The organism is Corynebacterium sp. MSK204 (assembly GCF_030229885.1).
Lineage (GTDB): Bacteria > Actinomycetota > Actinomycetes > Mycobacteriales > Mycobacteriaceae > Corynebacterium.
The window spans coordinates 88,402-111,602 of the sequence record NZ_JASPGQ010000008.1 but is presented as its reverse complement, the minus strand read 5'-3'; the positions used below and the strand labels follow the sequence as shown (position 1 = coordinate 111,602).

The 23,201-nt window shown below is 62.1% G+C and carries 21 protein-coding genes; 5 read left to right on the top strand and 16 right to left on the bottom strand.

The window, feature by feature from the left end; translation table 11 throughout:
• Nucleotides 1-130 precede the first annotated feature (130 nt).
• From QP908_RS06895 to QP908_RS06845, 11 genes are all read right to left on the bottom strand, one after another.
• Complete coding sequence (locus QP908_RS06895) at nt 131-955, bottom strand: alpha/beta hydrolase fold domain-containing protein (protein ID WP_239275584.1); 825 nt, start codon at nt 953-955, stop codon at nt 131-133.
• 179 nt (nt 956-1,134) lie between these two features.
• A complete protein-coding gene (locus QP908_RS06890) occupies nt 1,135-1,812 on the bottom strand; it encodes a type 1 glutamine amidotransferase domain-containing protein (RefSeq protein ID WP_239270099.1) in 678 nt (225 codons plus the stop codon).
• Between the two features lie 31 nt (nt 1,813-1,843).
• On the bottom strand, nt 1,844-2,755 hold the full coding sequence (locus QP908_RS06885) for an amidohydrolase family protein (protein ID WP_370657803.1): 912 nt from the start codon (nt 2,753-2,755) through the stop codon (nt 1,844-1,846).
• Between the two features lie 45 nt (nt 2,756-2,800).
• On the bottom strand, nt 2,801-3,694 hold the full coding sequence (locus QP908_RS06880) for an RDD family protein (protein WP_239270101.1): 894 nt from the start codon (nt 3,692-3,694) through the stop codon (nt 2,801-2,803).
• Between the two features lie 55 nt (nt 3,695-3,749).
• Nucleotides 3,750-4,829: a YhjD/YihY/BrkB family envelope integrity protein gene (locus QP908_RS06875; RefSeq protein WP_239270102.1), complete on the bottom strand. Its 1,080-nt coding sequence runs from the start codon at nt 4,827-4,829 to the stop codon at nt 3,750-3,752.
• 94 nt (nt 4,830-4,923) lie between these two features.
• Entirely contained in the window at nt 4,924-5,955 is a 1,032-nt protein-coding gene (gene trpS / locus QP908_RS06870; RefSeq protein ID WP_284771954.1) for a tryptophan--tRNA ligase, read from the bottom strand.
• A gap of 11 nt (nt 5,956-5,966) precedes the next feature.
• Nucleotides 5,967-6,446 carry a DinB family protein gene (locus QP908_RS06865; protein WP_284771953.1) on the bottom strand — a complete coding sequence of 160 codons (480 nt, stop codon included), beginning with the start codon at nt 6,444-6,446 and terminating at the stop codon, nt 5,967-5,969.
• Nucleotides 6,447-6,461: 15 nt separating this feature from the next.
• The gene (locus QP908_RS06860; RefSeq protein WP_239270105.1) at nt 6,462-6,653 is read right to left on the bottom strand and encodes a hypothetical protein; all 192 of its coding nucleotides are present in this window, start codon (nt 6,651-6,653) and stop codon (nt 6,462-6,464) included.
• 50 nt (nt 6,654-6,703) lie between these two features.
• Nucleotides 6,704-7,651 (bottom strand): trimeric intracellular cation channel family protein, encoded by a 948-nt coding sequence (locus QP908_RS06855; protein WP_284771952.1) that lies wholly within the window; start codon nt 7,649-7,651, stop codon nt 6,704-6,706.
• Nucleotides 7,651-8,544 (bottom strand): exodeoxyribonuclease III, encoded by an 894-nt coding sequence (locus QP908_RS06850; protein ID WP_284771951.1) that lies wholly within the window; start codon nt 8,542-8,544, stop codon nt 7,651-7,653. The genes QP908_RS06855 and QP908_RS06850 overlap by 1 nt, the downstream gene beginning before the upstream one ends.
• 35 nt (nt 8,545-8,579) lie before the next feature.
• Nucleotides 8,580-9,833, bottom strand: a complete 1,254-nt coding sequence (locus tag QP908_RS06845) for an MFS transporter (protein WP_284771950.1) — start codon at nt 9,831-9,833, stop codon at nt 8,580-8,582.
• A gap of 191 nt (nt 9,834-10,024) precedes the next feature.
• Here QP908_RS06845 and QP908_RS06840 point away from each other — a divergent pair, with 191 nt between their 5' ends.
• The 3 genes from QP908_RS06840 to QP908_RS06830 all read left to right on the top strand — a co-directional run bounded on the left by QP908_RS06840 (nt 10,025) and on the right by QP908_RS06830 (nt 15,967).
• Entirely contained in the window at nt 10,025-12,238 is a 2,214-nt protein-coding gene (locus tag QP908_RS06840; protein WP_284771949.1) for an NADP-dependent isocitrate dehydrogenase, read from the top strand.
• Nucleotides 12,239-12,438: 200 nt separating this feature from the next.
• A complete protein-coding gene (locus tag QP908_RS06835; RefSeq protein WP_284771948.1) occupies nt 12,439-13,860 on the top strand; it encodes a PepSY-associated TM helix domain-containing protein in 1,422 nt (473 codons plus the stop codon).
• Nucleotides 13,861-13,915: 55 nt separating this feature from the next.
• The gene (locus QP908_RS06830) at nt 13,916-15,967 is read left to right on the top strand and encodes a M3 family metallopeptidase (RefSeq protein ID WP_239270111.1); all 2,052 of its coding nucleotides are present in this window, start codon (nt 13,916-13,918) and stop codon (nt 15,965-15,967) included.
• Here the strand turns inward: QP908_RS06830 and pdxT are convergent.
• Together pdxT and pdxS are read right to left on the bottom strand one after the other, a co-directional pair.
• A complete protein-coding gene (pdxT, locus tag QP908_RS06825) occupies nt 15,964-16,572 on the bottom strand; it encodes a pyridoxal 5'-phosphate synthase glutaminase subunit PdxT (protein ID WP_239270112.1) in 609 nt (202 codons plus the stop codon). The genes QP908_RS06830 and pdxT overlap by 4 nt on opposite strands.
• Nucleotides 16,573-16,582: 10 nt before the next feature.
• Nucleotides 16,583-17,470 carry a pyridoxal 5'-phosphate synthase lyase subunit PdxS gene (gene pdxS / locus QP908_RS06820; RefSeq protein ID WP_126318381.1) on the bottom strand — a complete coding sequence of 296 codons (888 nt, stop codon included), beginning with the start codon at nt 17,468-17,470 and terminating at the stop codon, nt 16,583-16,585.
• 81 nt (nt 17,471-17,551) lie between these two features.
• Here pdxS and pdxR point away from each other — a divergent pair, with 81 nt between their 5' ends.
• Complete coding sequence (gene pdxR / locus QP908_RS06815) at nt 17,552-18,868, top strand: MocR-like pyridoxine biosynthesis transcription factor PdxR (RefSeq protein WP_284771947.1); 1,317 nt, start codon at nt 17,552-17,554, stop codon at nt 18,866-18,868.
• A 37-nt stretch (nt 18,869-18,905) separates the two neighbouring features.
• Nucleotides 18,906-19,103 (top strand): hypothetical protein, encoded by a 198-nt coding sequence (locus tag QP908_RS06810; RefSeq protein WP_023016815.1) that lies wholly within the window; start codon nt 18,906-18,908, stop codon nt 19,101-19,103.
• 4 nt (nt 19,104-19,107) lie between these two features.
• Here the strand turns inward: QP908_RS06810 and QP908_RS06805 are convergent, their stop codons facing one another.
• The 3 genes from QP908_RS06805 to QP908_RS06795 are packed head-to-tail and all read right to left on the bottom strand — an operon-like array spanning nt 19,108 to nt 23,153.
• Nucleotides 19,108-19,944, bottom strand: a complete 837-nt coding sequence (locus QP908_RS06805) for an SPFH domain-containing protein (RefSeq protein WP_370657789.1) — start codon at nt 19,942-19,944, stop codon at nt 19,108-19,110.
• Nucleotides 19,945-20,589: a hypothetical protein gene (locus QP908_RS06800; protein ID WP_239275580.1), complete on the bottom strand. Its 645-nt coding sequence runs from the start codon at nt 20,587-20,589 to the stop codon at nt 19,945-19,947. It lies immediately after the preceding gene.
• Nucleotides 20,589-23,153, bottom strand: coding sequence for a nitric-oxide reductase large subunit (locus QP908_RS06795; protein WP_239268996.1), 2,565 nt, complete (start codon nt 23,151-23,153; stop codon nt 20,589-20,591). Before QP908_RS06795 ends, QP908_RS06800 begins: the two co-directional genes overlap by 1 nt.
• Between the last annotated feature and the right edge of the window lie 48 nt (nt 23,154-23,201).

Genomic DNA, 23,201 nt, shown 5'->3' with positions numbered 1-23,201 from the left:
AAAACCGGCTACCGGGCGGCTACCGCCACCCCGGTACCTGGTACCGCCTTACCGGTCCCTAAAACAAGCCCGCGTCAGACTGGGGCGGTTGCTGCATTTTCACCTACACTTCGCGCCACATAAAGTGCGGCTAGAGGTGAGAACCGAGGTGCTCGATAAGATCTGCCAGCATTCTGCGCGACTGGGGCGCACGCGGGCGTACCTGATCGAAGCCGTGATAAGCACCTGCATACACATCAAGTGTGGTCTCGACTCCGGCGTTCTGCAGTGCGGTAGCAAAGGCTACGGATTCATCATGAAAAAGGTCGATGTCTCCCACGCCGATCCACGTGGGCGGCATCCCCGAGTGATCCGAACGCGTCGCCGGCGATGCATACGGTGGCAGCGGGGTTCCTAAATGGTCCTTGCCTAAGTACATATCCCAAGCGCCGCGATTTAAATTCGGAGGACAAATAAACTGCCCCACCGCACCCTCTTTAACAATGGTGCGGTGATCAAGCATTGGATAGACCAATCCAAGCGCTCGAATGGAATGACCTTCATCCACCGTGCGCTGGGCAAGGCCTGCGGCCAAGCCACCGCCGGCGCTATCGCCAGCGACCGCAATGCGCGAAGTATCCGCGCCTAAAAGCTCGCCATTTTCCTGCATCCAGCGCAAAGCGGCATAACACTCTTCCAGATCCGCAGGAAAAGGTTCCTGCGTGGATTTGTGATAGCGCGGTGCGATGACGATGGCCCCCAGCTCCGATGCGATGAGCGAAGTTTGGGGATCATGCATCGCGGGACCACCGAGCAGGTGACCTCCGCCGTGAATCCACATCACCACGGGACGTGGCTCGGCTGGCGCTCCATCTCCGCGTGGAGTAATAACGCGGGCACGGAATGCTTGGCCTTCAAAAGAACAAGATAGCTCTTCGATGTCCACCGGACGCCACTTCGGACGTGCCACGTCCATATTGGCAAATAACCTGCTCGTTCGAGCGAATCGATCACCCGAAAGCAAGTGCAGCGGCAGGTACAGTAATGGGCTGCGAAGCTCAGGAGCAACGCTGCGTAGATAAGGACGGCGGCTCTTTATATATGCCGCCGCCCCTACTACCGCACTACCTGCAGCGAGAGCTTTCAGCGCCCGCATTAAAAGTCGCGCAGGATGCGCTGTGCCAAAGGCTCAGAGGATGCTGGGTTCTGGCCCGTGTAGAGGTTGCGGTCAACCTCGACATAAGGCTGCATCGGATCGGTCTGCTTGAAATCAGCGCCGAGCTCGCGCAGGCGGGTCTCAACAACCCACTTGGCAGCGGCGATGGTCTCCTCGCCCTCTTCGGCGTTGGTAAAGCCGGTCATGGTGTAGCCCTTGAGTGGCCAGTTGTCATTGTCCAGCGCGAGCAATGCAGCCGGTGCGTGGCAGACCAGGGATAGCGCGCGACCGGAGTCGATGCGCTCCTGCAGCAGCTTGGCAGAGTCCTGGTCATAAGCCAAGTCCTCCATCGGGCCGTGGCCGCCGGGGTAAAAGACGAGGTCGTAGTCGGCTTCCTTAACATCGGCCAGGTTCAGTGGGTCTTCCAGGTCCGGGCCGATTTCTGCGAGGTAGTTCTCCTGCTCGGCGCGGTCGCCCTCAGACAATACCTCGAGGCTGTACTCGTCTACTACTGGTGCCTTTGCGTTCGGCGTAGCAAAGTCGATATCCCAACCAGCGTTCTTAAACACGCGGTGCGGAGCGATGAGCTCCTCGGCCCAGTAACCGGTAGGGCGGGCGCTGCCATCAGCAAGCGTCCACTTATCAGCGGCGGTAACAACGAATAGTGCGGAAGGCATGTCTTCCTCCTTTATGTAGATTAACTATCTATTACTCTTCGGAAGCGTTGTCATTCAGGTTCATTGAGAACCCGGAATCTTGGAGCGACTCCTCAGTATCGGGGCCGGCAAGTTCCGGATCGGAGAGGTCCTCGTAGGCCGGAAGGACAACGGTCTCAAGGATACGCTGCCTTGTTTCTTCGGTGTCGAAAATATTCTCAATCGCCTTCACGGTAAGATCGAAAAACTCCTCCAGTCCGTACCCAAAGGTCTCGCTCAAGGCGAGAAACTGCCTGCTCAGCGTGGAATCTCCGGAGGAGACCGAGCAGGTAAAACCAAGCTGCTGTAACAGCGGCAGCGGGTGATCAGTGAGTTCCTCAACATCGTCCACGGGCGAAAATACCAGTGGAATGTGTCGGTCACGGATCCATCCGGAGGCCTTGCCTGGGCGGATTCCATCGACATCGGCGGTGAAATCATCAATCATATTCACCGGTCGCAGCAAACGGTTCACGCCGGCCTGGGCGGCGCTTTCGGTAGCGGCGAAATCCTCGCCCACCGCGATCTGGGTAGGCAGGTACTTCGTGCGGAACTCCGCCGCGGCGGCAGCATTCCCCTCCGGCAGGGTGTAGCCAGCAATGCCCGCAGAGTCCTCGGCATTAGCCGCCGGCTCTGCCGCCTCGAGGACAAACCGTACCTCGAGATCTCCGAATCGTTCCGCGGCCACCTCGCGTACGACTGCGGACGTATCGAAAGAGTAAGCCGCAGGGTTGAGCTGCAGCTCGGCGTAGACCAGGTGGTCATCGGCAAGCTGGGCGCACTGCTCGCGGATATCCGCGTTCAATTCCTCCGCGGTGCTGGCCTGCGAGCGGACCGGTTCCCACAGGGATACCTTTGGAAGTTGTTCCACCACGCTCTCGGCGGAATCCTTATTTTCGGGGCTAATTAATGGTGCATCGTGCATGCGCACCATCGTAGGTATCTGCCCGAAGTTGCGCCATGCGGCGTTCTACTTGCGCGGCTTCCTCTTAACCACTTCGGCGTTTGCGAGATCGTCGTGGGAACCGCGCAGGTTGTTTTCCTCGTTGATGGTGGTCGCGTGCACCACCGCGCCCAGCATGCCCACCAATTGCCCAATGCCAGGGATCACGTTGATAAGGCGCCACCACTGGCGCTTGGCGGACTGGCTAAGGCTGAGCTTTTCCTTCGTATCCACGTCCCGCACGGTATAGCCGGCAAGAATCTTTGCCGGGCTAGCGCCCATCCATACCTCGCTGCCCAGGACGTAAACCACCATCACGATGCAGGCAACAACAAAGGACAACGCTTCCACATCCGCGAGCTCGTCGACGCCCGCGCCAACCGCGCTGCTGATGCCGCCGGCCAAGAAAAAGTCCAAGATGCCCATGCCGATGCGCGTTTCCTGGGACGGCCGTTTCTGCGCTTGGTGCTGGACTGGCGCCGGCGCGGCAGCGGGCGATGGCACCATCTGCTGCTGCGGCGAGGCATGCTGGGCGAATGGATCGCGCGCGTACGGGGAGGCATACGGGCTAGGCTGGGCAAAACCCGGCACCTGCGCCGGGCCCTGCGGTTGATCGTGGAAGCTCGGTTGCGGGCGCGGCGCCGGCGACCACTGCCCCACCGAGCTCAGCGTGCCGAGCTCGCCCCACGTCGGGCGGAGACCAGTGCGCAATGCTTCATCGTATTCGGCCCTCTTCTTCGCCGAACCCAGGATGCTGGCCGCTATGCGCAGCTGGACGCGCCGCGGCTCATCCTGGTTATATCCCTGCTGCCCGAGCTTGATGTCTTTTGCTTCCAATAAAACGGAAAGCTCATCCTCGCCACCATTGCGGTCGAGGTCCCACTTTTCGTAGAAGTCTGGGGCAATATCATCGGCGTTCATAGTGTCCTATCTTAAAGGTATAGCTCGGCGCACTCCTCCCCCGTAGGGAGGATTTTTATTTCCGGCGGAAAAGCTTCGCCACGCCCACGGCCGCAGCGCCCAAAGCGGCACCCACGCCGAAGACCGCGCCGGCCGGTGCGCCCTCGCGCACCTCATTGCGCACGCGAATAACGGCGGGTTCTGGAACCGGCGGGTGCGCATACTTCAGGGATTCTGCGGTCGTCGCAGTCCATGCGGAGATATACAGCACCACGCGCCACACCAGGTACATGACAATCATCAGGACGATGACCGGGCCAAAGACCGCACCGGCCGGGCTGCCGGTGGCAGAGGACATAATCACCGTGGACAGCTGCTTAATGGCCTCGAATGCCACCGCACCAATGGCAGCGCCGATAAAGCCGGACTTCTTAGGCACCTTCGTGCGCGGCAGGATCATAATCAGCCACCACATGACGATGAAGTTGGCGATAAGTCCCAGCAACAAGCCACTGAAGAAGAAGACATAACCCATGCCGGGGAAAGAATCGATACCTAAGAGGTCAAATATCTTCTGCGTAAGGCCGGAGGAACCCGCCGCGGTCACGCCGAAGGCGACGACAAAGGCAATGATCAGGCCGATAAGCCCCAGAAGGTCAGAGAACTTCTTTTTCAGGAAGGAGCCGCCGTCATTGGCATCGATGCCCCACATGGCAGAAATGCCGATGCGCAGGTGGTTCATCCACCCCAGTCCGGACCACAGAGTAGTCAAACCACCAATACCGAACATGGCGCCGCGCTGGTCGATGGCCGTATCCAAAATCTCATTGACCGACTCGCTGAGGTTCCCGTCAATGGAGTCGGTGATATAGGACTGCAAGTCATTGAGCAGGTCCTCACGGTTAGCAAGGACAGCGGCGATGGTGGCCACCAGCAGCATCGCCAACGGGAAGATGGACAGGACCGAGTAATAGGTAATGCCAGCAGAAAACTGGTTGCCGCCTTCTGCGGCATAGCGCTCCTGCATGCGCATGAGGTGGTCAACAAAGGGCGATTTACGCCGTACCTTATCTATCGCTCCCGGATCATCGGCGTTCGCACGCTCGATGCCGTAGTGGTCCGTCTTCTTAGAGGAGGATTGCGTGGTGGTGGACACGTGCTTCCCTTCTTGTTCGCACAGCGCTTATCCCGTATAGCGTAGCTGGCAAACACCCACTTGTCCCTCGGTGGGGTGGGTTAAGGGGTACCTACTACCTGCGCGGGCGAGGAAGGAAGCCGACTTTTTCATAGACGGCATCGACAAGCGGCTGCGCTACTTCCTGTGCGGTCTGGGCGCCGCGCTCCAAGATGCGCTCCAGCTCGCCGCGATCCGCCATGAGCTCGTCATAGCGCTGCTTGAGCGGGGTGGTAAAGGCCTCGAGCGCCTCCGCGGTATCCACCTTCAGGTGCCCGTAGCCCTTGCCGGCGTACTTTTCCACCAAGGAGTCGATGGACTCGCCGGTCAGCGCGGACTGGATGACCAGCAGGTTCGATACGCCCGGCTGGTTTTCCCGGTCGAAGGCGACCGAGCCCAGGTCATCGGTCACGGCGGACTTAATGCGCTTGGCAGAGGTCTTCGGGGCGTCGAGCAGGTTGACCAAGCCCTTGGGGTTGGGGCCGGACTTAGACATCTTGGACGTCGGGTCCTGCAGGTCATAGATCTTCGCCGCGCCCTCTGGAATGAACGGCTCCGGCACGTGGAAGGTCTCGCCGTATTTATTGTTGAAGCGCTCAGCCAGATTGCGGGTGAGCTCCAAGTGCTGGCGCTGGTCCTCGCCCACTGGCACGTAATCCGGCGAATACAGCAGGATATCGGCGGCCATCAGGATGGGGTAGGTAAAAAGGCCCACCGAAGTGCGATCGGCGCCGCGCTTGGCGGATTTATCCTTGAACTGCGTCATGCGGGAGGCCTCACCGAAGCCGGTCAGGCACTGGAATACCCAGGTCAGCTCCGCATGGGCGGGCACGTGGGACTGGACGAAGAGGGTGGATTTCTCCGAGTCGATGCCCAGCGCGATGAGCTGCGCCGCACCGGCCATGGTGCGGTTGCGCAGCTCCTCCGGATTCTGCTCCACGGTAATCGCGTGCAGATCCGGGATGAAGTAAAAGGCATCGTAGCCTTCCTGCAGATCGATCCACTGCTTGAGCGCTCCCAAGTAATTTCCCAAGTGATAGGAATCAGCGGTGGGCTGAATGCCGGAAAGTACGCGGGATGCAGAATTAGATGCAGTGGAATCAGTCATGTCAGGTAATGTTACTCCGTCATTTTTGCTTGTTGATTGGCCGCCCCAAGATGCTGCGCGGCATCATCAAAAATCGAGACCAGCCGGACACCGCGGGTAACGTGCGGCGTCCACGAGGTGTCGATCACGTCATCGAGGTTGTCATCCTCCAGCGAGGTCACATACGCCTTGACCTGCTCCAATGCTTCCTGGGTATAGCTGCGGAGCTTGCCGATGTCCTGCGTGGTCACGGCACGCGCTTCCTCCGCCGATTGGCCATAGCCCATGGCGTCCGGCAGGTCGAGGTCGTAGCGCTGCCACAGCTCTTCTTCCCCGGTCAGTTGCGCAAGCTGCAGGTCTGCCATGCGGCCAGTGTGCCATAGCAGCCACGTGATCGAGTTCGGGTGATCACCAAAGTGCGCATTGGCGGTCTCGTTGCTCAACTCCGGCAATGCGGAGAGCGCATCGAGCGGGCGCTGCGCCATGTCCGTGAGCAGATCGATAGCTTTCATCTCAGACCTTTCCCCTTAGACCTTGCGGGAGGTGGGGCTGACGATGTCCATGAAGATGGCGAAACCGGTCACCATGAAGGCACCGCCGACGCCCATGAGAACGATGGGGCCAAGGAAGGCGAAGGACGGTCCGACAGTAGTCCACCACCAGATGCTCAAGGCGAGGATTACGGCGCCAAGGACAAAAGGAATAATTGCGCGAGCCATGAACTTTCTCCGTTGCAGATTTCGAAATTTTTAACGTGTTTATACTAGCACTACTGCTTGTGCTTGGGGGTCCTTTGCCTGCCCACATCCTCCTTGTTGAAGGTCCATTGCTGCTGCGCATCCACTCCCCTCGCCCCAGGTGAGTGCTTGCCGCTGGGGCGGGTAATGGATGAGCGGGCGGTCGGCCGTGCAATCCGGTTGTTATTTAGCTCCTCGAGGCTGAGCGGGGAGGAAAAATCGCTTGCGTTGCGCTTGCTGCGGCCCAGCGGCCGGGTAATCGGGCTGGCGTAGCGGGTGGCCGCGCCCGCCTTCCGCTTTGCACGGCGGGCACCATCGCGCACGATGCGCGCCGATAGCCGCAGGCGCGGATCCATCTGTTGCTCACCATCGCGGTATTCAAAGACGGGCAGGCCCGTCTTGAAGTAGATAGCCGCAAGGCGCGCAGCGAAGCAGACCAAGGCGGTAATGATCGCCGTGGGTTCCTCCGATAGCCCGGCGCGCAGGAGAATCATGTAGAGTCCGGCCGCGAGGATCGAGATGGCCGCGTAAAATTCGCCAGAAAATACCAGCGGAATGCGGTCTGAGAGCAGATCACGCAACACGCCGCCGAAGACGCCGGAGATGACCGCGGATACCGAGGCGATGATGAAGCCGTAGCCCAAGTGCGCGGCAATCTGGGTGCCCAGCACGGAAAAGACCGCCAGCCCCAAGGCATCGAGGATGAGGAAGAGGTAGCGGAAATAGTGCATGAGGAAGGACATGCCCACCGTGACGATGGCGGCGGCGATGACGATGACCAGATAGATGGGGTGCTCCACCCAGGTCAGCGGCGGATCCGCGAGCACGATATCGCGGACGGTGCCGCCGCCTAGCGCCGTGATGGAGGCGATCATCGTCACGCCGAAGAGATCGAGCTTCTGCCGTCCGGCCGATAGCGCAGCGGTCATGGACTCGGCGGTAATACCAATGACGTACAGGACGCTAAATAGCGGCGACATCAGGCGTATTCCACCAGGAGCGGCGAGTGATCGGACCAGCGCTGCTCCACGGTCGGGGCCTTATCCACCCAGGTGCGCTGCGCGCGATCGAGCAGCGGCTGAGTTGCGGCTTGGTAGTCGATGCGCCAGCCCGCATCGTTATTGAAGGCCTGGCCGCGGTAGGTCCACCAGGTATAGGGCCCATCGGCCTCTGGGTGGAGCCGACGCGCCACGTCGAACCACTGCGGCGCGGTGGACGGCTCCCACGGCGTGGTGCCCGCGTAGTCCACGACGCCGAGCCACTCACCCAAGTTCTTTTTCTCCTGCGGCGTCTCATCCGGGAAGCTGCCGAAGACGTGGTCCAAAAAGGCGCGCTCTTCTGGCAGGTGGCCGGCCTTCTTCTCGTTGGCCTTATTATTCTTCAAATCCTGGGCGCGGTGGCAGATATTCCAGTCGCCGCCGATGACCATGTCCTTATCGGCGTTTTCTGCCAGCACGGAATCGAATTCATCCAAGAAGCGGTATTTTTCATCCAGCTTCGGCGAATCGGTATCGCCGGAGGGCAGATACAGCGAGGCCACGCGGATATCGCGGGTGGTAGCGGCAATCCAGCGGCCGGCGTCGGTGAAGGAACCGAAACCGATTTCGACATCGGCAAGCGGCGTGCGAGAGAGGATGCCTACTCCGGCGCGGCCCTTGGCGGCGGCATCGGCAAGCTCCAAGTGCCAGCCCGCCTCCAGGGCTGGTGCCAGGGCCTTTCTGGCTTGGTCCGGGGTGGCGCGGACCTCTTGCATCAGCACGATATCGGCCGGGGTCTGTTCCAACCAGGCATTCATGCCGGGGTTATTCTCATTGCGCTGCTTGCACGCGGCGCGGATTCCGTTGACGTTGACGCTAGCGATGGTAAGGCTCATGGTGCTCCAGAATATAGGCGTGTGCGGTGGTAGTTCTAGCCGCGATTGGCAAGGCGTTTTTTATCCCACATTGTTATCGCCCACACAACGCAACCCGCGGCCGCCAAGCCGGCGCCCGCCAGCGCCGGAGCAGAGTAACCCAAGCCCGCGCCGACGACGATGCCGCCGATGGTCGCACCGGCCGCGTTCGCGATATTGAGCGCGGACTGGTTGAGCGCTGCGGATAAGGTTTGGGCATCGCCCGCCACGTGGACCAAGCGTAGCTGCAGGGATGGCACCAGCGTGGAGCCCATAAACGCCACCATGCCAAAGCAAATGGTGGCCGGGATGGCGTGGCTGGACAGGAAGTAGAAGGCCGTGAGGATGATGATCAGGCTGGCCAAGGCGAAAATGATCCCGAATTCGAGGTTGCGGTCCGCCAACCAGCCGCCAAAGGCATTGCCAATCGTCATGCCAATGCCGTAGGCCATGAGCACGACCCAAATCAGTCTATCGCTCAGGCCCGCGACCTCGGTCATGGTCCAGGAAATATACGTGTAGACGGAGAACATGCCGCCGAAACCCACCACGCCCATGATGACGGTGAGCCACACCTGGCTGTTTTTAAAGGCGCCGAACTCGGTGCGGATATCGGTCTGTTTCATCTCCGTCATGTGCGGCATGAGGAAGAACAGGGCCACGGCGGTAATAAGGCCGATGACCACGACCACCAGGTAGGCCGCGTGCCAGCCCAGCGCGGAACCCAAGGCCTGTGCCGCGGGCACGCCGATGACCGTGGCGATGGCAAGGCCCATGCCCACAAAAGCCATGGCCTTGCCGCGCCCGCCGGGAGGGGCCATCGATGCCGCAGATAGGTTGGCCACGGAGAAATACGCGCCGTGGGGCATGCCGGCGATGAAGCGTGCCACCATGAGCACCCAGTAATTCGGCGCGAGGACCGAGAGCAGGTTGCCCACCACCAAAAAGCCGATGAGCAAGAGGATGAGGCGGCGGCGCGGGAGCTTGCCGGTAAACGCCGCAATCAGGGGCGCACCGACCACCACGCCGAGCGCGTAGGTAGTAATCAGCGTGGAGGCGGTATCTTCAGAAACCCCGAAATCCTCCGCGATCAGCGGCAGCAGGCCCATCGAGACGAACTCGGTAGTACCGATAGCAAACGCACCAAGGGCCATCGCCACCATGACGATGGTGCGGCGCGCAGTAGAAATCTCCGTCTGGCGGGGCAAAGGCCGACGGTGAATGCGGTGTTCATGGGCGCTGCGCGGGCTTAACTGATCGATAATTTTCACGAGGGGCGACGATACACCCCACCTGCGCATAAAGCATGTTCAGGGCGTGGACAGGTGAAGAGATTTACCCAGCGCATGGCCCCGTGACCGATGCCACCCAGCCCCAGAATGTACCGAGCGCTCCACATGGAGCGGACAAAATCGGTAATCTGGTCACCTGAAGAAATTTTCCCACATTTAATAGGAGAATCATGGCTAAGATTACGTGGACCCGTACCGATGAGGCGCCGCTTCTGGCGACCTACTCCCTCAAGCCCATCGTGGAGGCCTTCGCTTCCACCGCGGGCATTGACGTAGAAACCCGCGATATTTCCCTGGCTGCCCGCATCGCCGCGCAGTTCCCGGAGCGCCTCACCGAGGAGCAGAAGGTGGAAGACGCCCTGGCTGAGCTGGGCAAGATGGCCAAGACCCCAGAGGCTAATATCATCAAGCTGCCGAATATCTCGGCTTCCCTGGTGCAGCTGAAGAAGGCCATCGCCGAGCTGCAGGCCGCCGGCTACGATCTGCCTGATTACCCGGATAACCCGTCCACCGACGAGGAAAAGGACATCGCGGCCCGCTACGATTCCGTCAAGGGCTCCGCCGTTAACCCTGTCCTGCGTGAGGGCAATTCCGACCGCCGCGCGCCGGAGGCCGTAAAGAACTTTGTTAAGAAGCACCCGCACCGCATGGGTGAATGGTCCAAGGATTCCAAGACCAACGTCGCCACCATGGACGATAACGACTTCCGCCACAACGAGAAGTCCGTCATCATCCCTGAGGAAGACACCCTGTCCATCGTGCTGAAGACCGCCGACGGCGAGCAGACCCTGCTGCCGGAACTGCCGGTTCTTAAGGACGAGGTCATTGACGGCACCTTCATGTCCGCCAAGGCCCTCGATGAGTTCCTGCTCCAGCAGGTCAAGCGCGCCAAGGAAGAGGGCGTGCTCTTTTCCACCCACCTGAAGGCCACCATGATGAAGGTCTCTGACCCCATCCTCTTCGGCCACGTGGTACGCACCTACTTCGCCGATGTCTTTGATAAGTACGGCGATGAGCTCATCTCCGCCGGCCTGAACGGCGAGAACGGCTTGGGCTCCATCCTGGAGGGCCTGGACAAGCTCGACAATGGCGAGGAGATCAAGGCTGCTTTCGACACCGCGCTTGCCGATGGCCCCGATCTCGCCATGGTCAACTCCCACAAGGGCATCACCAACCTGCATGTGCCTTCCGATGTCATCATTGACGCCTCCATGCCGGCAATGATCCGCACCTCCGGCCACATGTGGAATAAGAACGACGAGGAGCAGGACACCCTCGCCGTCATCCCGGATTCCTCCTACGCCGGTGTGTACCAGGCCGTCATCGAGGACTGCAAGGAAAACGGCGCCTTTGACCCCACCACCATGGGTACCGTTCCGAACGTCGGCCTGATGGCCAAGAAGGCCGAGGAGTACGGCTCCCACAACAAGACCTTCAAGGTGCCCGCTGCCGGCACCGTTGAGGTCCGCAACTCCAAGGGCGAGGTGCTCATCGAGCACGACGTCGAGGCCGGCGATATCTGGCGAGCCTGCCAGACCAAGGACGAGCCGATCCAGGATTGGGTCAAGCTCGCCGTCAACCGCGCCCGCCTGTCCGGCATGAAGACCATCTTCTGGCTCGACCCAGAGCGCGGCCACGACCGCAATATCCAGTCCCTGGTGGAAAAGTACCTGAACGACCACGACACCGAGGGCTTGGACATCGAGAGCCAGGATCCGGTCACCGCTACCAAGACCTCCATCGAGCGCATCCGCCGCGGCGAGGACACCATCTCCGTGACCGGTAACGTGCTGCGTGACTACAACACGGACCTCTTCCCCATCCTCGAGCTGGGCACCTCCGCAAAGATGCTGTCCGTGGTTCCACTGATGGCAGGCGGCGGCCTCTTCGAGACCGGTGCCGGCGGCTCCGCCCCGAAGCACGTCCAGCAGGTGCAGGAAGAAAACCACCTGCGCTGGGATTCCCTCGGTGAGTTCCTGGCGCTGGCCGAGTCCTTCCGCCACGAGAACCAGACCAACGGCAACGAAAAGGCCGGCGTGCTGGCCACCACCCTGGACAAGGCCACCGAGCGCTTGCTCAATGAGGGCAAGTCCCCATCCCGCAAGGTGGGCGAGAACGACAACCGCGGTTCCCACTTCTTCCTGGCCACCTTCTGGGCCGAGGAGCTGGCTAACCAGACCGAGGATGCCGATCTCGCGGCCGCCTTCAAGGACGTCGCCTCCGAGCTTTCTGGCAAGGCCGATGAAATCTCCCAGGCTCTTATCGATGCCCAGGGTGAGCCCGCCGACCTCGGCGGCTACTACTGGCCCAACGACGAGAAGACCTCCGCTGTCATGCGCCCCGTCGCACAGTTCAACGAGATCATCGACGGCCTGAAGAAGTAAGAGCTTTCTTCACCAGCTAGATTTCACCGCGCGTTCCCTTTGCAGGGCGCGCGGTGTCGTCGTTTTCGCCCCCCTCGTTTTCACACAACTGAAAAAATTTTTCACCTTCCGGGAACCAGGGTTGCCTAAGTTCCGACTATTAGTGCAGTTGATATCAGCACCCATGCAACTGACCACTAAGCACGAAAGAGAACTATTTTATGAGTCGGACGGCTCTGCGTTCCTTCATCCAACGCATACACTTCTACGGCGGCATGTTCGTCGGCCCCTTTATCCTGATCGCGGCATTGACCGGCTGCCTCTACGCACTGGCGCCCACCCTGGAAAATTTTGCTTACCGCGACGTCATGACCGTCGAGGAAGTAAATAACCCGGTAAGCCTGGAGGACCAAATCAGCGCTGCCCAAAAGGAGCACCCGGAAATGCCGGTCTCCCAGGTGTGGCCGGCAGAATCGGCGAAGGACTCCACGCGCGTGCTGGTGGCGGATCCGGGCATCGACGAGAGCCTGCAGCGCACCGTGTTTATTAATCCGGCCGATGGCGAGGTCATTGGTGACTACCCCACCTATTCTGGCCTGGGCGAAATGCCGCTGCGCCGCTGGATCTCCTCGCTGCATGAAAGCTTCCACCTGGGCCAGCCGGGCGAGCTCTATTCCGAGCTAGCCGCCTCCTGGCTGTGGGTCCTGGCCTGCGGCGGCCTTTACATGTGGTGGATTCGCCGCCGGCCTAAGAAGGCTGCCGCGCCGCTAAAGAACCAGCCGCAGCGCTCCAAACGCTGGAAGGCCACCCGCCTGCACTCCACGATGGGCGCTTGGATTTTCATCGGGCTCATTGGCCTGTCTGCCACCGGCATCACCTGGTCCCAGCTGGCCGGCGGGAACGTCAATTCCGTGGTGGAGAAAATGAACTGGAAGGCCACGCCGGTAGAAACCGCGCTTACCACCGATTCCTCCGCCGATGCCGCACACGATGCCCACGCCGGGCACGAAGGCCACGGCGCCCACGGCACTCACGGTGGGGATGCGGAAGCTGCGGGCGAGGCACTGGAGCCGGCGGTCATCGCCGAGCAGGCCGAGCGCGTCTATGCCACCGGCCGCGCGGAAGGCCTAACCGGCCCGCTGCGCCTGTACGCGCCGGAAGACACCGACTCGGGGTGGAAGGTCAGCGAGCGCTGGGTCGAGTGGCGCTATACCTCCGACGAGGTCTCCGTCGACGGTTCCACCGGCGAGGTCATCGACCGCCTTCCATTCTCTGAGCTGCCGCTGTTTAGCAAGCTCAGCAGCTGGGGCATCTACCTGCACATGGGCATCATGTTTGGCCTGCCGCTGCAGATTGCCCTCTTCGCACTCGGCCTCGCCATCGCCGCCATGGTGGTGCTGGGCTACTACATGTGGTGGAAGCGTCGGCCGCAATTTGCACCTGGCTCCAAGCGGCACTTCTCCTGGGCCACCACCGGCCTAGGAGCGCTCTTTGCCGCCACCATCGGTGTATTTATGCCACTTTTGGGCATTACCCTTGCCGCATTCCTCGTACTAGACATCATCTTGATGAATACCGGAAAGCGCAAGACCACCGCGCCAAAGAAGCAGGATGAAGACGCGGAGCTCGTTCCCGTGGGCTAGCAATCTTAGTGAATACCATCACACAGGGTGGAGTTAATGGGTACATTGGTCATTTATGACTAATCCATTACTCCACCCTTCATCGTTGCCCTACCAACTCCCGCCGTTTGCGGAGATTAAGGTCGAGCACTACCGCCCCGCCTTCGACGAAGCGCTCGCGCGCCACGACGCCGAGCTTGCCGCCATTACCGAAAACACCGCCGTCCCCACGTGGGAAAACACCGTGGAGGCCCTCGAGCGATCCGGCCAGGACCTCGACCGCGTCATGGCGGTCTTTGGCAACCTTTCTGGCACGGACGTCACCGATGAGATGGAAGTAATCGCCGCCGATATCTATCCGCGCCTGTCCGCCCATTACGATGCGATGTACCAGGACGAAAAGCTCTACCAGCGCATCAAGGACGCCACCCCACCCGCCGGCGATGAGGAGGGCGCGCGCCTGCACGAACACCTGCTGCGCACCTTTGCGCGCCAGGGAGCGGATCTCGATGCCGCCGGCAAGGCCCGCCTCTCCGATATCAACCAGCGCCTCTCCGCCCTCTCGGAGGAATTCGGCCGCAATCTCATGGCCTCCACGCGCGAGCGCGCCGTCGAGTTCACGGAGGAAGAGCTCGAGGGGCTGCCGCCGGAGCGCATCGCCTCAGCCAAGGCGGATGCCAAGGCCCTAGGCCGCGAAGGCTATGTCATCCCGCTCGAGCTGCCCACCGTACAATCGGAGCAGTCCCGGCTGGCGCAGGAGGGGGCGCGCAGAAAGCTCTATGCGGCATCGGCAAGCAGGGGCTCCGAGAACAACATTCCAGGGCTTATCGAGGCCGTCCAGCTGCGCGCCGAACGCGCCGAGCTGCTGGGCTATGCCTCCCACGCCGATTACGTCATCGCGGAAGAAACCGCTGGCAGCGCCGATGCCGCGCGCGACATGCTCGCAGACCTCGCCCCCGCGGCCGCGGCCAATGCCGCCGGCGAACACAAGCTATTAGCCGAGGAAGCCACGCTCAACGAGCAAGACTTCCACGCCGCCGACTGGCCCTACTGGGAATCCAAGGTCCGCGCCCGCGACTTCTCGCTCGACGAGGAAGAGCTGCGCCAGTACTTCCCCCTAGACAACGTCCTTACCCAGGGCGTATTCGCCGCCGCCGAGCGCCTGTACGGCATTACCGTTATCCCGCGCGAGGACCTGGAGGGCTATGCCGAGGGCGTGCGCGTGTGGGAGGTGTTCGACAAGGATGTCGAACACAAAGAACAGGGCGAGCACGGAGATAAGGGAATCGGCCTGCTGCTCACGGATTACTTCGGTCGCCCCACCAAGCGCGGTGGCGCGTGGATGAGCCAGTTCGTGGGCCAATCGGGCCTGCTGGAGCGCAAGCCGGTCATCGTCAACGTGCTGGGCATTACCAAGCCCGCCGATGGTTCCCAGCCCCTGCTGAGCCTGGACGAGGTGCACACCCTCTTCCACGAATTCGGCCATGCCTTGCATGGGCTGCTTTCCGATGTCCACTACCCCACCTTCGCCGGCACCAACGTCCCGCGCGACTGGGTGGAATTCCCCTCGCAGATCAATGAGAACTGGGCGCTGGATAAATCGCTGGTCAAGCAGTACGCGCGCCACGTCGATACCGGCGATCCGATCTCCGATGAGCTGCTCGATGCCGTAACCGCCGCCTCCGAATTTGGCCAGGGCTTTGCCACCTCGGAGTACTTGGCGGCCTCCATTATCGACTTGGCGTGGCATTCGCTCAGCGCCAAGGATGCCGCAGCGCTGGATGCTACCTCGGAGGCGGTGGACTCATTCGAGGAGGAGGCCCTGCGCGCGGTGGGCCTGGATAACCCGCACATCGCCCCGCGCTATCGCTCGACGTACTTCAACCACATCTTCGCCGGTGGCTACTCCGCGGGCTACTATTCCTACCTGTGGGCGGAGGCGCTCGATGCCGATGGTTTTGAGTGGTTCAAGGAGCAAAGCGATCTGCGCGCCGCAGGACAAAAGTTCCGGGACCTCATCCTCTCCCGCGGCGCCTCCCGCGATTTCGGCGCGGCCTACCGCGACTTCCGCGGCCGCGATAAGGACGTCGCGCCGCTGCTCAAGCGCCGCGGCCTATCCGGCACCTAGCGGATACTGGCCAGCCAGGCGGCATGCACGCGCGCCTCATCGTTTTCTTCCGGGTGAAAGCTCAAAGCGGTGACGGTGCCGTGGCGCACGCCCACGACCGCCTCCTCCGCGCCGTCGTGCGGCACGGTCGCGATGACCTCCACGCCCTCGCCCACACGGGTGACCAGCGGGGCGCGGATAAAGCTGGCCTCGATGGGCAGCGTTTCTTCCCCGACCGCGACCGGCACGGTGCGCTCGGCGGAAAAGCGCTGGTTGCCAAAGGCATTGCGCCGCACGGTGATATCGAGCAGCCCCAGGGTCTGCTGGCCCGGCGAGGGGTTATCCAGCTCGCGGGCGCAATAAATCAGCCCGGCGCAGGTGGCGAGCACGGGAAGGCCTGCGGCTACAGCCGCCCGCAGTGGATCGGCCACGCCGAAGGTGCGGGCGAGCTTGTCGATGACACTCGACTCCCCGCCCGGGATCACCAGCCCATCCAGCCCCTCGAGGTCGTGCGGCACGCGCACCCGGCGCGTGTCCGCCCCCAGGCCTTCAAGGATGCGCAGGTGCTCTTCCACGCCGCCCTGCAGCGCGAGCACCCCGATCGTGGCGCTAGCTTCTTGTGGCATGACCACGCGATTACCAGCCGCGCTCGGCTAGGCGGTGCGGTGCCGGCACATCGCCGACATTGATGCCGACCATGGCCTCGCCCAGGCCGCGGGAGAGCTTGGCGAGCTCGGCGGGGTCATCGTAAAGCGTGGCGGCCTTCACGATGGCCTCCGCGCGCGCCGATGGGTTACCGGATTTGAAGATGCCGGAGCCCACGAAGACGCCTTCGGCACCCATCTGGCGGACGAGGGCGGCATCGGCAGGCGTGGCCACGCCACCGGCAACGAAGAGGACGACCGGCAGCTTACCGGTCTCCGCAACCTCCGCAACCAGGTCGTACGGCGCCTGGAGTTCCTTGGCGGCGACGTACAGCTCGTCGCGGTCGAGGTGCTGCAGGCGGGCGATTTCCGCGCGAATGGTGCGCAGATGCTTGACGGCCTCGGAGACATCGCCGGTGCCGGCCTCGCCCTTGGAGCGAATCATGGCCGCGCCCTCGGTAATGCGGCGCAGGGCCTCGCCCAGGTTGGTCGCACCGCACACGAATGGCACATCGAAGTCCCACTTATTGATGTGGTTGACGTAATCGGCGGGGCTGAGCACCTCGGACTCGTCGATGAAATCCACGCCGAGCTCGCCCAGAATCTGCGCCTCGACGAAGTGACCAATGCGCGCCTTCGCCATCACGGGGATGGATACGGCGTCGACGATGCCCTCGATAAGCTCCGGATCGGACATGCGGGCCACGCCGCCCTGGGCGCGGATATCGGCAGGCACGCGCTCAAGTGCCATGACGGCGCTCGCGCCCGCATCCTCGGCGATGCGCGCCTGTTCCGGGGTCACGACGTCCATAATGACGCCGCCCTTGAGCATGTCAGCTAGTCCACGTTTCACGCGCGTGGTCGCAATGTTTTCGGTCATGCGCTCTATACTGCCCTGCCCAAGTGGTACAAGTAAAGAACCATTTCCCGCGTGTTGGGTTGTACCACTTATACTGTTCTTATGCCCCTGCGCCTCGACCCCGCCGATACGCGCGCCCTGCCGGTCCAAATCGCCGCCGCCGTGCGCGCCGATGTCACCTCCGGCGCCCTGCTGCCCGGCGAACCCGTCCCCTCCACCCGCGCGCTGGCCACCCAGCTCGGCGTCTCCCGCGGCAGCGTCGTTACTGCGTATGAGCAGCTCACCGCCGAGGGCTACCTCAGCGCTGAGGTTGGTTCCGGCACCGTCATCAATCCCCGCCTGCCCCACAGCCCGCCGCCGCGCCCCGAGCCCGCGCCGCAGCCCGCTCCCACACCCGACCTGCTGGAATTGACGCCCGGCCTGCCCGATACCGCCGGCATCATCACCCCCGAATGGCGCGCCGCCTGGCGCGATGCCGCCGCCCAGCCGCTTTCCGATGCCCCTCCACTCCCCCACCACATAGCCAACCACCTGCGCCACATGCGCGGGCTGCGGGTGGATCCGCGCCGCATCGTCGTTACCGCCGGTGCCCGCGATGGCCTAGCCTTAGTGCTGCGCACGCTCGGTACCGCGCTGCGCGTCGGTGTCGAATCGCCCGGCTACCCCAGCCTGCGCCGCATCCCGCAGGCGCTTGGCCATGAGTTGGTGAACGTGCCCACCGATGCCGATGGCGTTACCGTTCCCGATACCGACCTCGACGCGCTCATTGTCACCCCAAGCCACCAGTACCCGTATGGCGCCTCGCTGCCGGCCGAACGCCGCGCCGAACTCGTCGCCTGGGCCCGCCAGCATGGCGCTTTACTCATCGAGGATGACTTCGATTCCGAGCTGCGCTACGTGGGTCAACCGCTGCCCGCGCTCGCCGCGCTCGCCCCAGAGCGCACCGTGTTGCTAGGTACGTTTTCCACCGTCATTTCGCCGTCCATCGCCTGCGGCTATGTGGTGGTCCCGGATGGGCTGCGCGGGGGCATCGACAAGCAGCGCGAAATCTTTGGCCAGCCGGTCGGCACCATCCCACAGGCCGCGCTCGCCCATTACCTGGCAAGCGGGGCGCTGCGGCGCCACACCGGCCGCATGCGCCGGACCTATAAGCGCCGCCGCGACCTCGTGGCCGATGCCCTGGGCACTCTCCCCGGCGCGCGCCTGCTGCCCATCAACGGCGGCCTGCACGCGGTTTTGCCCTGCGATCCGGCCATCGTCCCGCGCGCCGCCGCCCGCGGCATCAAGCTGACCCCGCTGCGCGAATACTGGGGCGGAGTGGACGCCGAAGACGGCGTCGTTTTAGGCTTTGGCCACCTAAGCGATGACGACCTGCGCCACAGCCTGAGCGCAGTCGCCGCAGCCCTGCGCGAGTGTTAGCCTGAAATTAAATACCCCCGCACAGAAAGGCGTAAGAATGACGCTTGGCCCGCTCGAACTTCTGCTCATGCTCATCCCGCTAGCTATCTACATCGGACTTATAGCCGGTGTCATTTATTTAATCGTGCAGGTCGCGCGTAATTCCAATGATATTAAGCAAAATTCGCAGGCCATCGCGCAGCTTCGCGAGGCACAGAAAAACGGCCCCTCCGCTGGGCAGGGGCCGCATTCTTAAATGCCTAGTCCGCAGGCTTTTCCGTATTTACCACCTGCGAGAAGTTCTCGCTGAATTCCTTGAACCCCTTATTAAAGGTGCCCAGGTTTTCCATGAAGCCACCCATGATGTCTATGGGCAGCGGAAAAACGATGGTGGAGTTTTGGTCCGCGCCGAGCTCCAGCACCGTTTGTAGGTAGCGCAGCTGCAGCGCCGCCGGAGCCTTGCCCAGCTCCTCGGCGGCCTCGCGCAGCTCGCGGGAGGACTGCAGCTCACCGTGGGCCGAAATAACCTTGGCGCGGCGCTCGCGCTCCGCCTCCGCCTCGCGCGCCAGGGCGCGCTGCATCATCTCTGGGATCTCAACGTCCTTAATCTCTACGATGCGGGTCAGCACGCCCCACCGTTCAGTTTGGCCGTTGATGATCGCCGCCAGGTCCTCGTTGAGCTCCTCGCGGTGGGCCAACAGGTCATCGAGGCTCGCCCGCCCCAAGAGCGAACGCAGGGTGGTCTGGGCAATCTGCGAGGTGGCCACGGCGTAGTTTTCGACCTCGAGGACCGCCTTGCTCGAATCGGTGACCTCGAACATGACCACCGCATTCACGCGCACGGACACGTTATCCTTAGTGATGATTTCCTGCGGCGGAATCGTCAGCGTCACCACACGCAAATCCACGCGCTCCAGCTTATCGATGCCCGGCAGCAAGAAATGCAGCCCCGGCTCCAGCATCGGCCGCAGGTGGCCAAAGCGGAAGGTCACGCCCCGCTCGTACTGCTTAATCACCTTGAGCGAGTAGGACAAAAATACCCCGATGAGGGCGATGATGATGCCGATGACGATCGGCCAGAATACGGGAGCGGACACTTAGACTTCCCCTTCCAGTTCTTGACGCACCGAGCGATAGCGCGTGGATTTTCCGTACTTCGAACCATAGCGGTCAACCTGCGCTGCCAATTCCGCCTCGTGGTTATCCATCTCCGGCACCACCAGCTGCGGCGCGTTCGAGGGAGTATTCCACAGGTGCCGGGCCAGCGGGTACACGCCGAACCCGGTGATGATGAGTACCGTGGCCAGCGTCAACGCCACCTCCGAGGGCGAATGATAGCTAATCAGCGAGGCCAGCGGCAGCAGGTAGCCCATCGCCGCGACCGCCAGCGCGATGCCGCGGTGGAAGCGCCCCGAATCCGAGTGCGGCCACGGGTCCAATTGGCGCGTGACCTCCCGGCCATGGTGCGAGACCGTGCACTGTTGCTTGACTGGGCAGGTATTGCACACGGTCGGGTTCGCACGGTAGCGCATGACGCGGTTTTCCGGGTCGAAGCTGGAGGGCCAGAGCCAGTGATCTTCGGGGCATCGCCAAGCATCGTGGTCTTCCAAGTACCGGAACGTGCCGGATTGGTTGGACATGGTGCGGTTGGCGGTTTGTTGCGCGAGCAAGTCGAATACCCAGGCCACTGCGAGCAGGAAAAGCCCGTAGCACGCGGATAGTACGGTAAATGCACCCGGCATTAGTCGTCCTTCTTATCCGAGCGGTAGGTACCGCCCCACTTGGTGCGCGATTCAAATTCCTGGCGCGGCGCGGTGGCGGAATCGCCGCGCTCGGCATCGGGATCTTCCTCCTCAACGAAGGCACCGCGCTCATCGATGTACCCGTAGCGCCGGCCCGTGGAGCTGCGCTTGTCGACGCGCCCCTTGCCGCCCGAAACCAGCCCCACCGAGGAGCCCACGGGGACCTCGCCCGCGTGGTCGTCCTCGTCCGGGGTGATGATGCTAAACAGCGGGTTGGTTGGGTGTTCCTCCACCGTTGGGATCTCCTTTTTGTAAAGCACGCCGCGCAGCGCCATCCAGAGGAAGGGCAGGACGCCGAGGAGGAACATGACATCGCCAGGCAGGCGCAGCCATTCCATGATGAAGTTGCCGGGCTGGGTGATATAGCCCAGCGACCGCGCTTCCACGTAGCCCGATCCGACGGATTCGTAGAGCTGCATGATGCCAAGCGGCAGGAGCGAAATGACCACCATCCACAGCAGGCCCAGGTTTTGCAGCCAGAAAGCCCAGCCCATGGCCTTATCGGACCACTTGTCCTTGGGGATGAGGTAGCGCAGCGCAAAGACCGACAGGCCCACGGCGAGGAATCCGTAGACGCCCATCATCGCGCCGTGTGCGTGGTTGGCGGTAAGCGCCGTGCCGATTTCGTAGTAGGAGACGATGGGCAGGTTGACGAGGAAGCCGAAGATGCCCGCGCCCAAGAAGTTCCAGAAACCGACGGAGACGAGGAACATGACCGCCCAGCGGTGCGGGAAGGGGCGCTCGCCCGAGGCGCGCTGGCGGGAGCCCAGCTGCATGAAGGTCCATGCTTCAACGGTCAACAGGGTCAGCGGCACGACCTCGGCGGCCGAGAAGAATGCGCCCAGGGCCATGTGCTCGACCGGGGTGCCCGAGAAGTACAGGTGGTGCATCGTGCCCAGCACGCCACCGGTGGAATAGAGGATGACGTCCAAGAAGATGATGCCTAGGGCGATCTTTTCGCGGACCACGCCGAGCAGGACGAAGACGTAGGCCACCATGACGGTGGTAAATAGCTCGAGGAAGTCCTCCACCCACAGGTGAACCACCCAGAAGCGCCAGAACTCAGCGACGGAGATGTGGGTTTCCGATCCCGCCAGGTTGCCCACCGCGTAGAACGCTGGGATGGCCAGGCCGGCGTAGAAGAAGAGCCACGGCATATTGGACTTGTGTTCATTTTTCAGGCGGCCGCGCAGCTGGCGGTAGATGATGCCAATCCACACGAACATGCCGATGGTCAGCAGCACCTGGAAGAAGCGCGGCAGGTCCAGATACTCCCACTGCTGAGAAAAGAGCGTGCCCTCTTCGATGTAGCCCATGGTGGAAAGCCATTCAAAGGCCATGGAACCAAAGACCACGACCGCGATGGCGCCGAGCAGGAACCATACGAGCCAATTCTGCTTCTTCGGTTCCTTCTTACCCACGAACGAGGCCAGGAAGATACCGGCTGCCAAGAGCCCGCCGGCGGTCCACAGGAGGGAGAGCTGCACGTGCCAGGTGCGCGAGACGTTATAGGGGAGGATTTCTTGCAGCGGTATGCCAAAGAAGCCGGTTAGCTCCGTGCGATAGTGCTGGCTGGCCGCACCCAGCAGCGCCTGAATCAAGAACAGCAACGCAATGACTAGGACGAACCAGGCCACCACCTTTTGCGACTTAGTCAGCCCGACCTCGCCCGGTTGCTTAAAGTCCAGGTTCGGCGCTTCTTCCGAATGCCAACCGATGGACTTGGACCACCGGCCGTAAATGGCAAAGATCAGGCCGGTACCGCCGATGAGCGCGATGAGCGAGAGCACCGACCACACCACGAGGTCCGCGGTCGGGCCGTTGTCCACGCGCGATTCCGCTGGCCAGTTATTGGTATAGGAATAGTCCTGGCCCGGACGCTCTGCCGCCGAAGCCCACGCGGTCCAGCCGAAGAAACCGACGAGGTTATTGATGTCTTGCTCATCGGTAATAAAGTCCGACGGCAAGCCACTGTTGTGGGAATCCGGGCCAAAGTACTGCGCGTAGTAGTCCTTATTGGCCTCGAATGCCGAAATCTGGTTATCGGTCCACTCCAGTACGCCCGTTTCTTCGTCATAGCGGTTGGTGCGGAATTCTTCTACCACGGCTTCTTCGGGAGTGGCGGAGGAATCAACGAAATCGGGCATACCATTCGCGTCGTTTTCCTCACGGGCATGGTCGAGGGCGCGGCGCAGGTACTCCGCCGTATAGTCTGGGCCCAAGTAGGCGCCGTGCCCCAGCACGGAGCCGTATTGCTGCAGGCCGCGGGCCTGGTACAGCGCCTGGCCGTTAGTGATTTCGTCCTTGGTGAGGACCGTTTCGCCCGTGGATTCGGAGACAATCTTTTCCGGCAACGGCATGGATGCGTCATAGGTGCGGTACGCCAAGAATCCCATGACCAAGAAGCCAAAGATCATCACGAGGGCGATGCCCTGCACCCACACGTTGCTCACCTTGAGGACCGGTTTCTTCCGGTCTTCAACCCCAGTCGTGGTGGTGGCCATAAAGTGTCCCTTTCACAGTTGTAGAGAGTTCGACATACATCATTATGA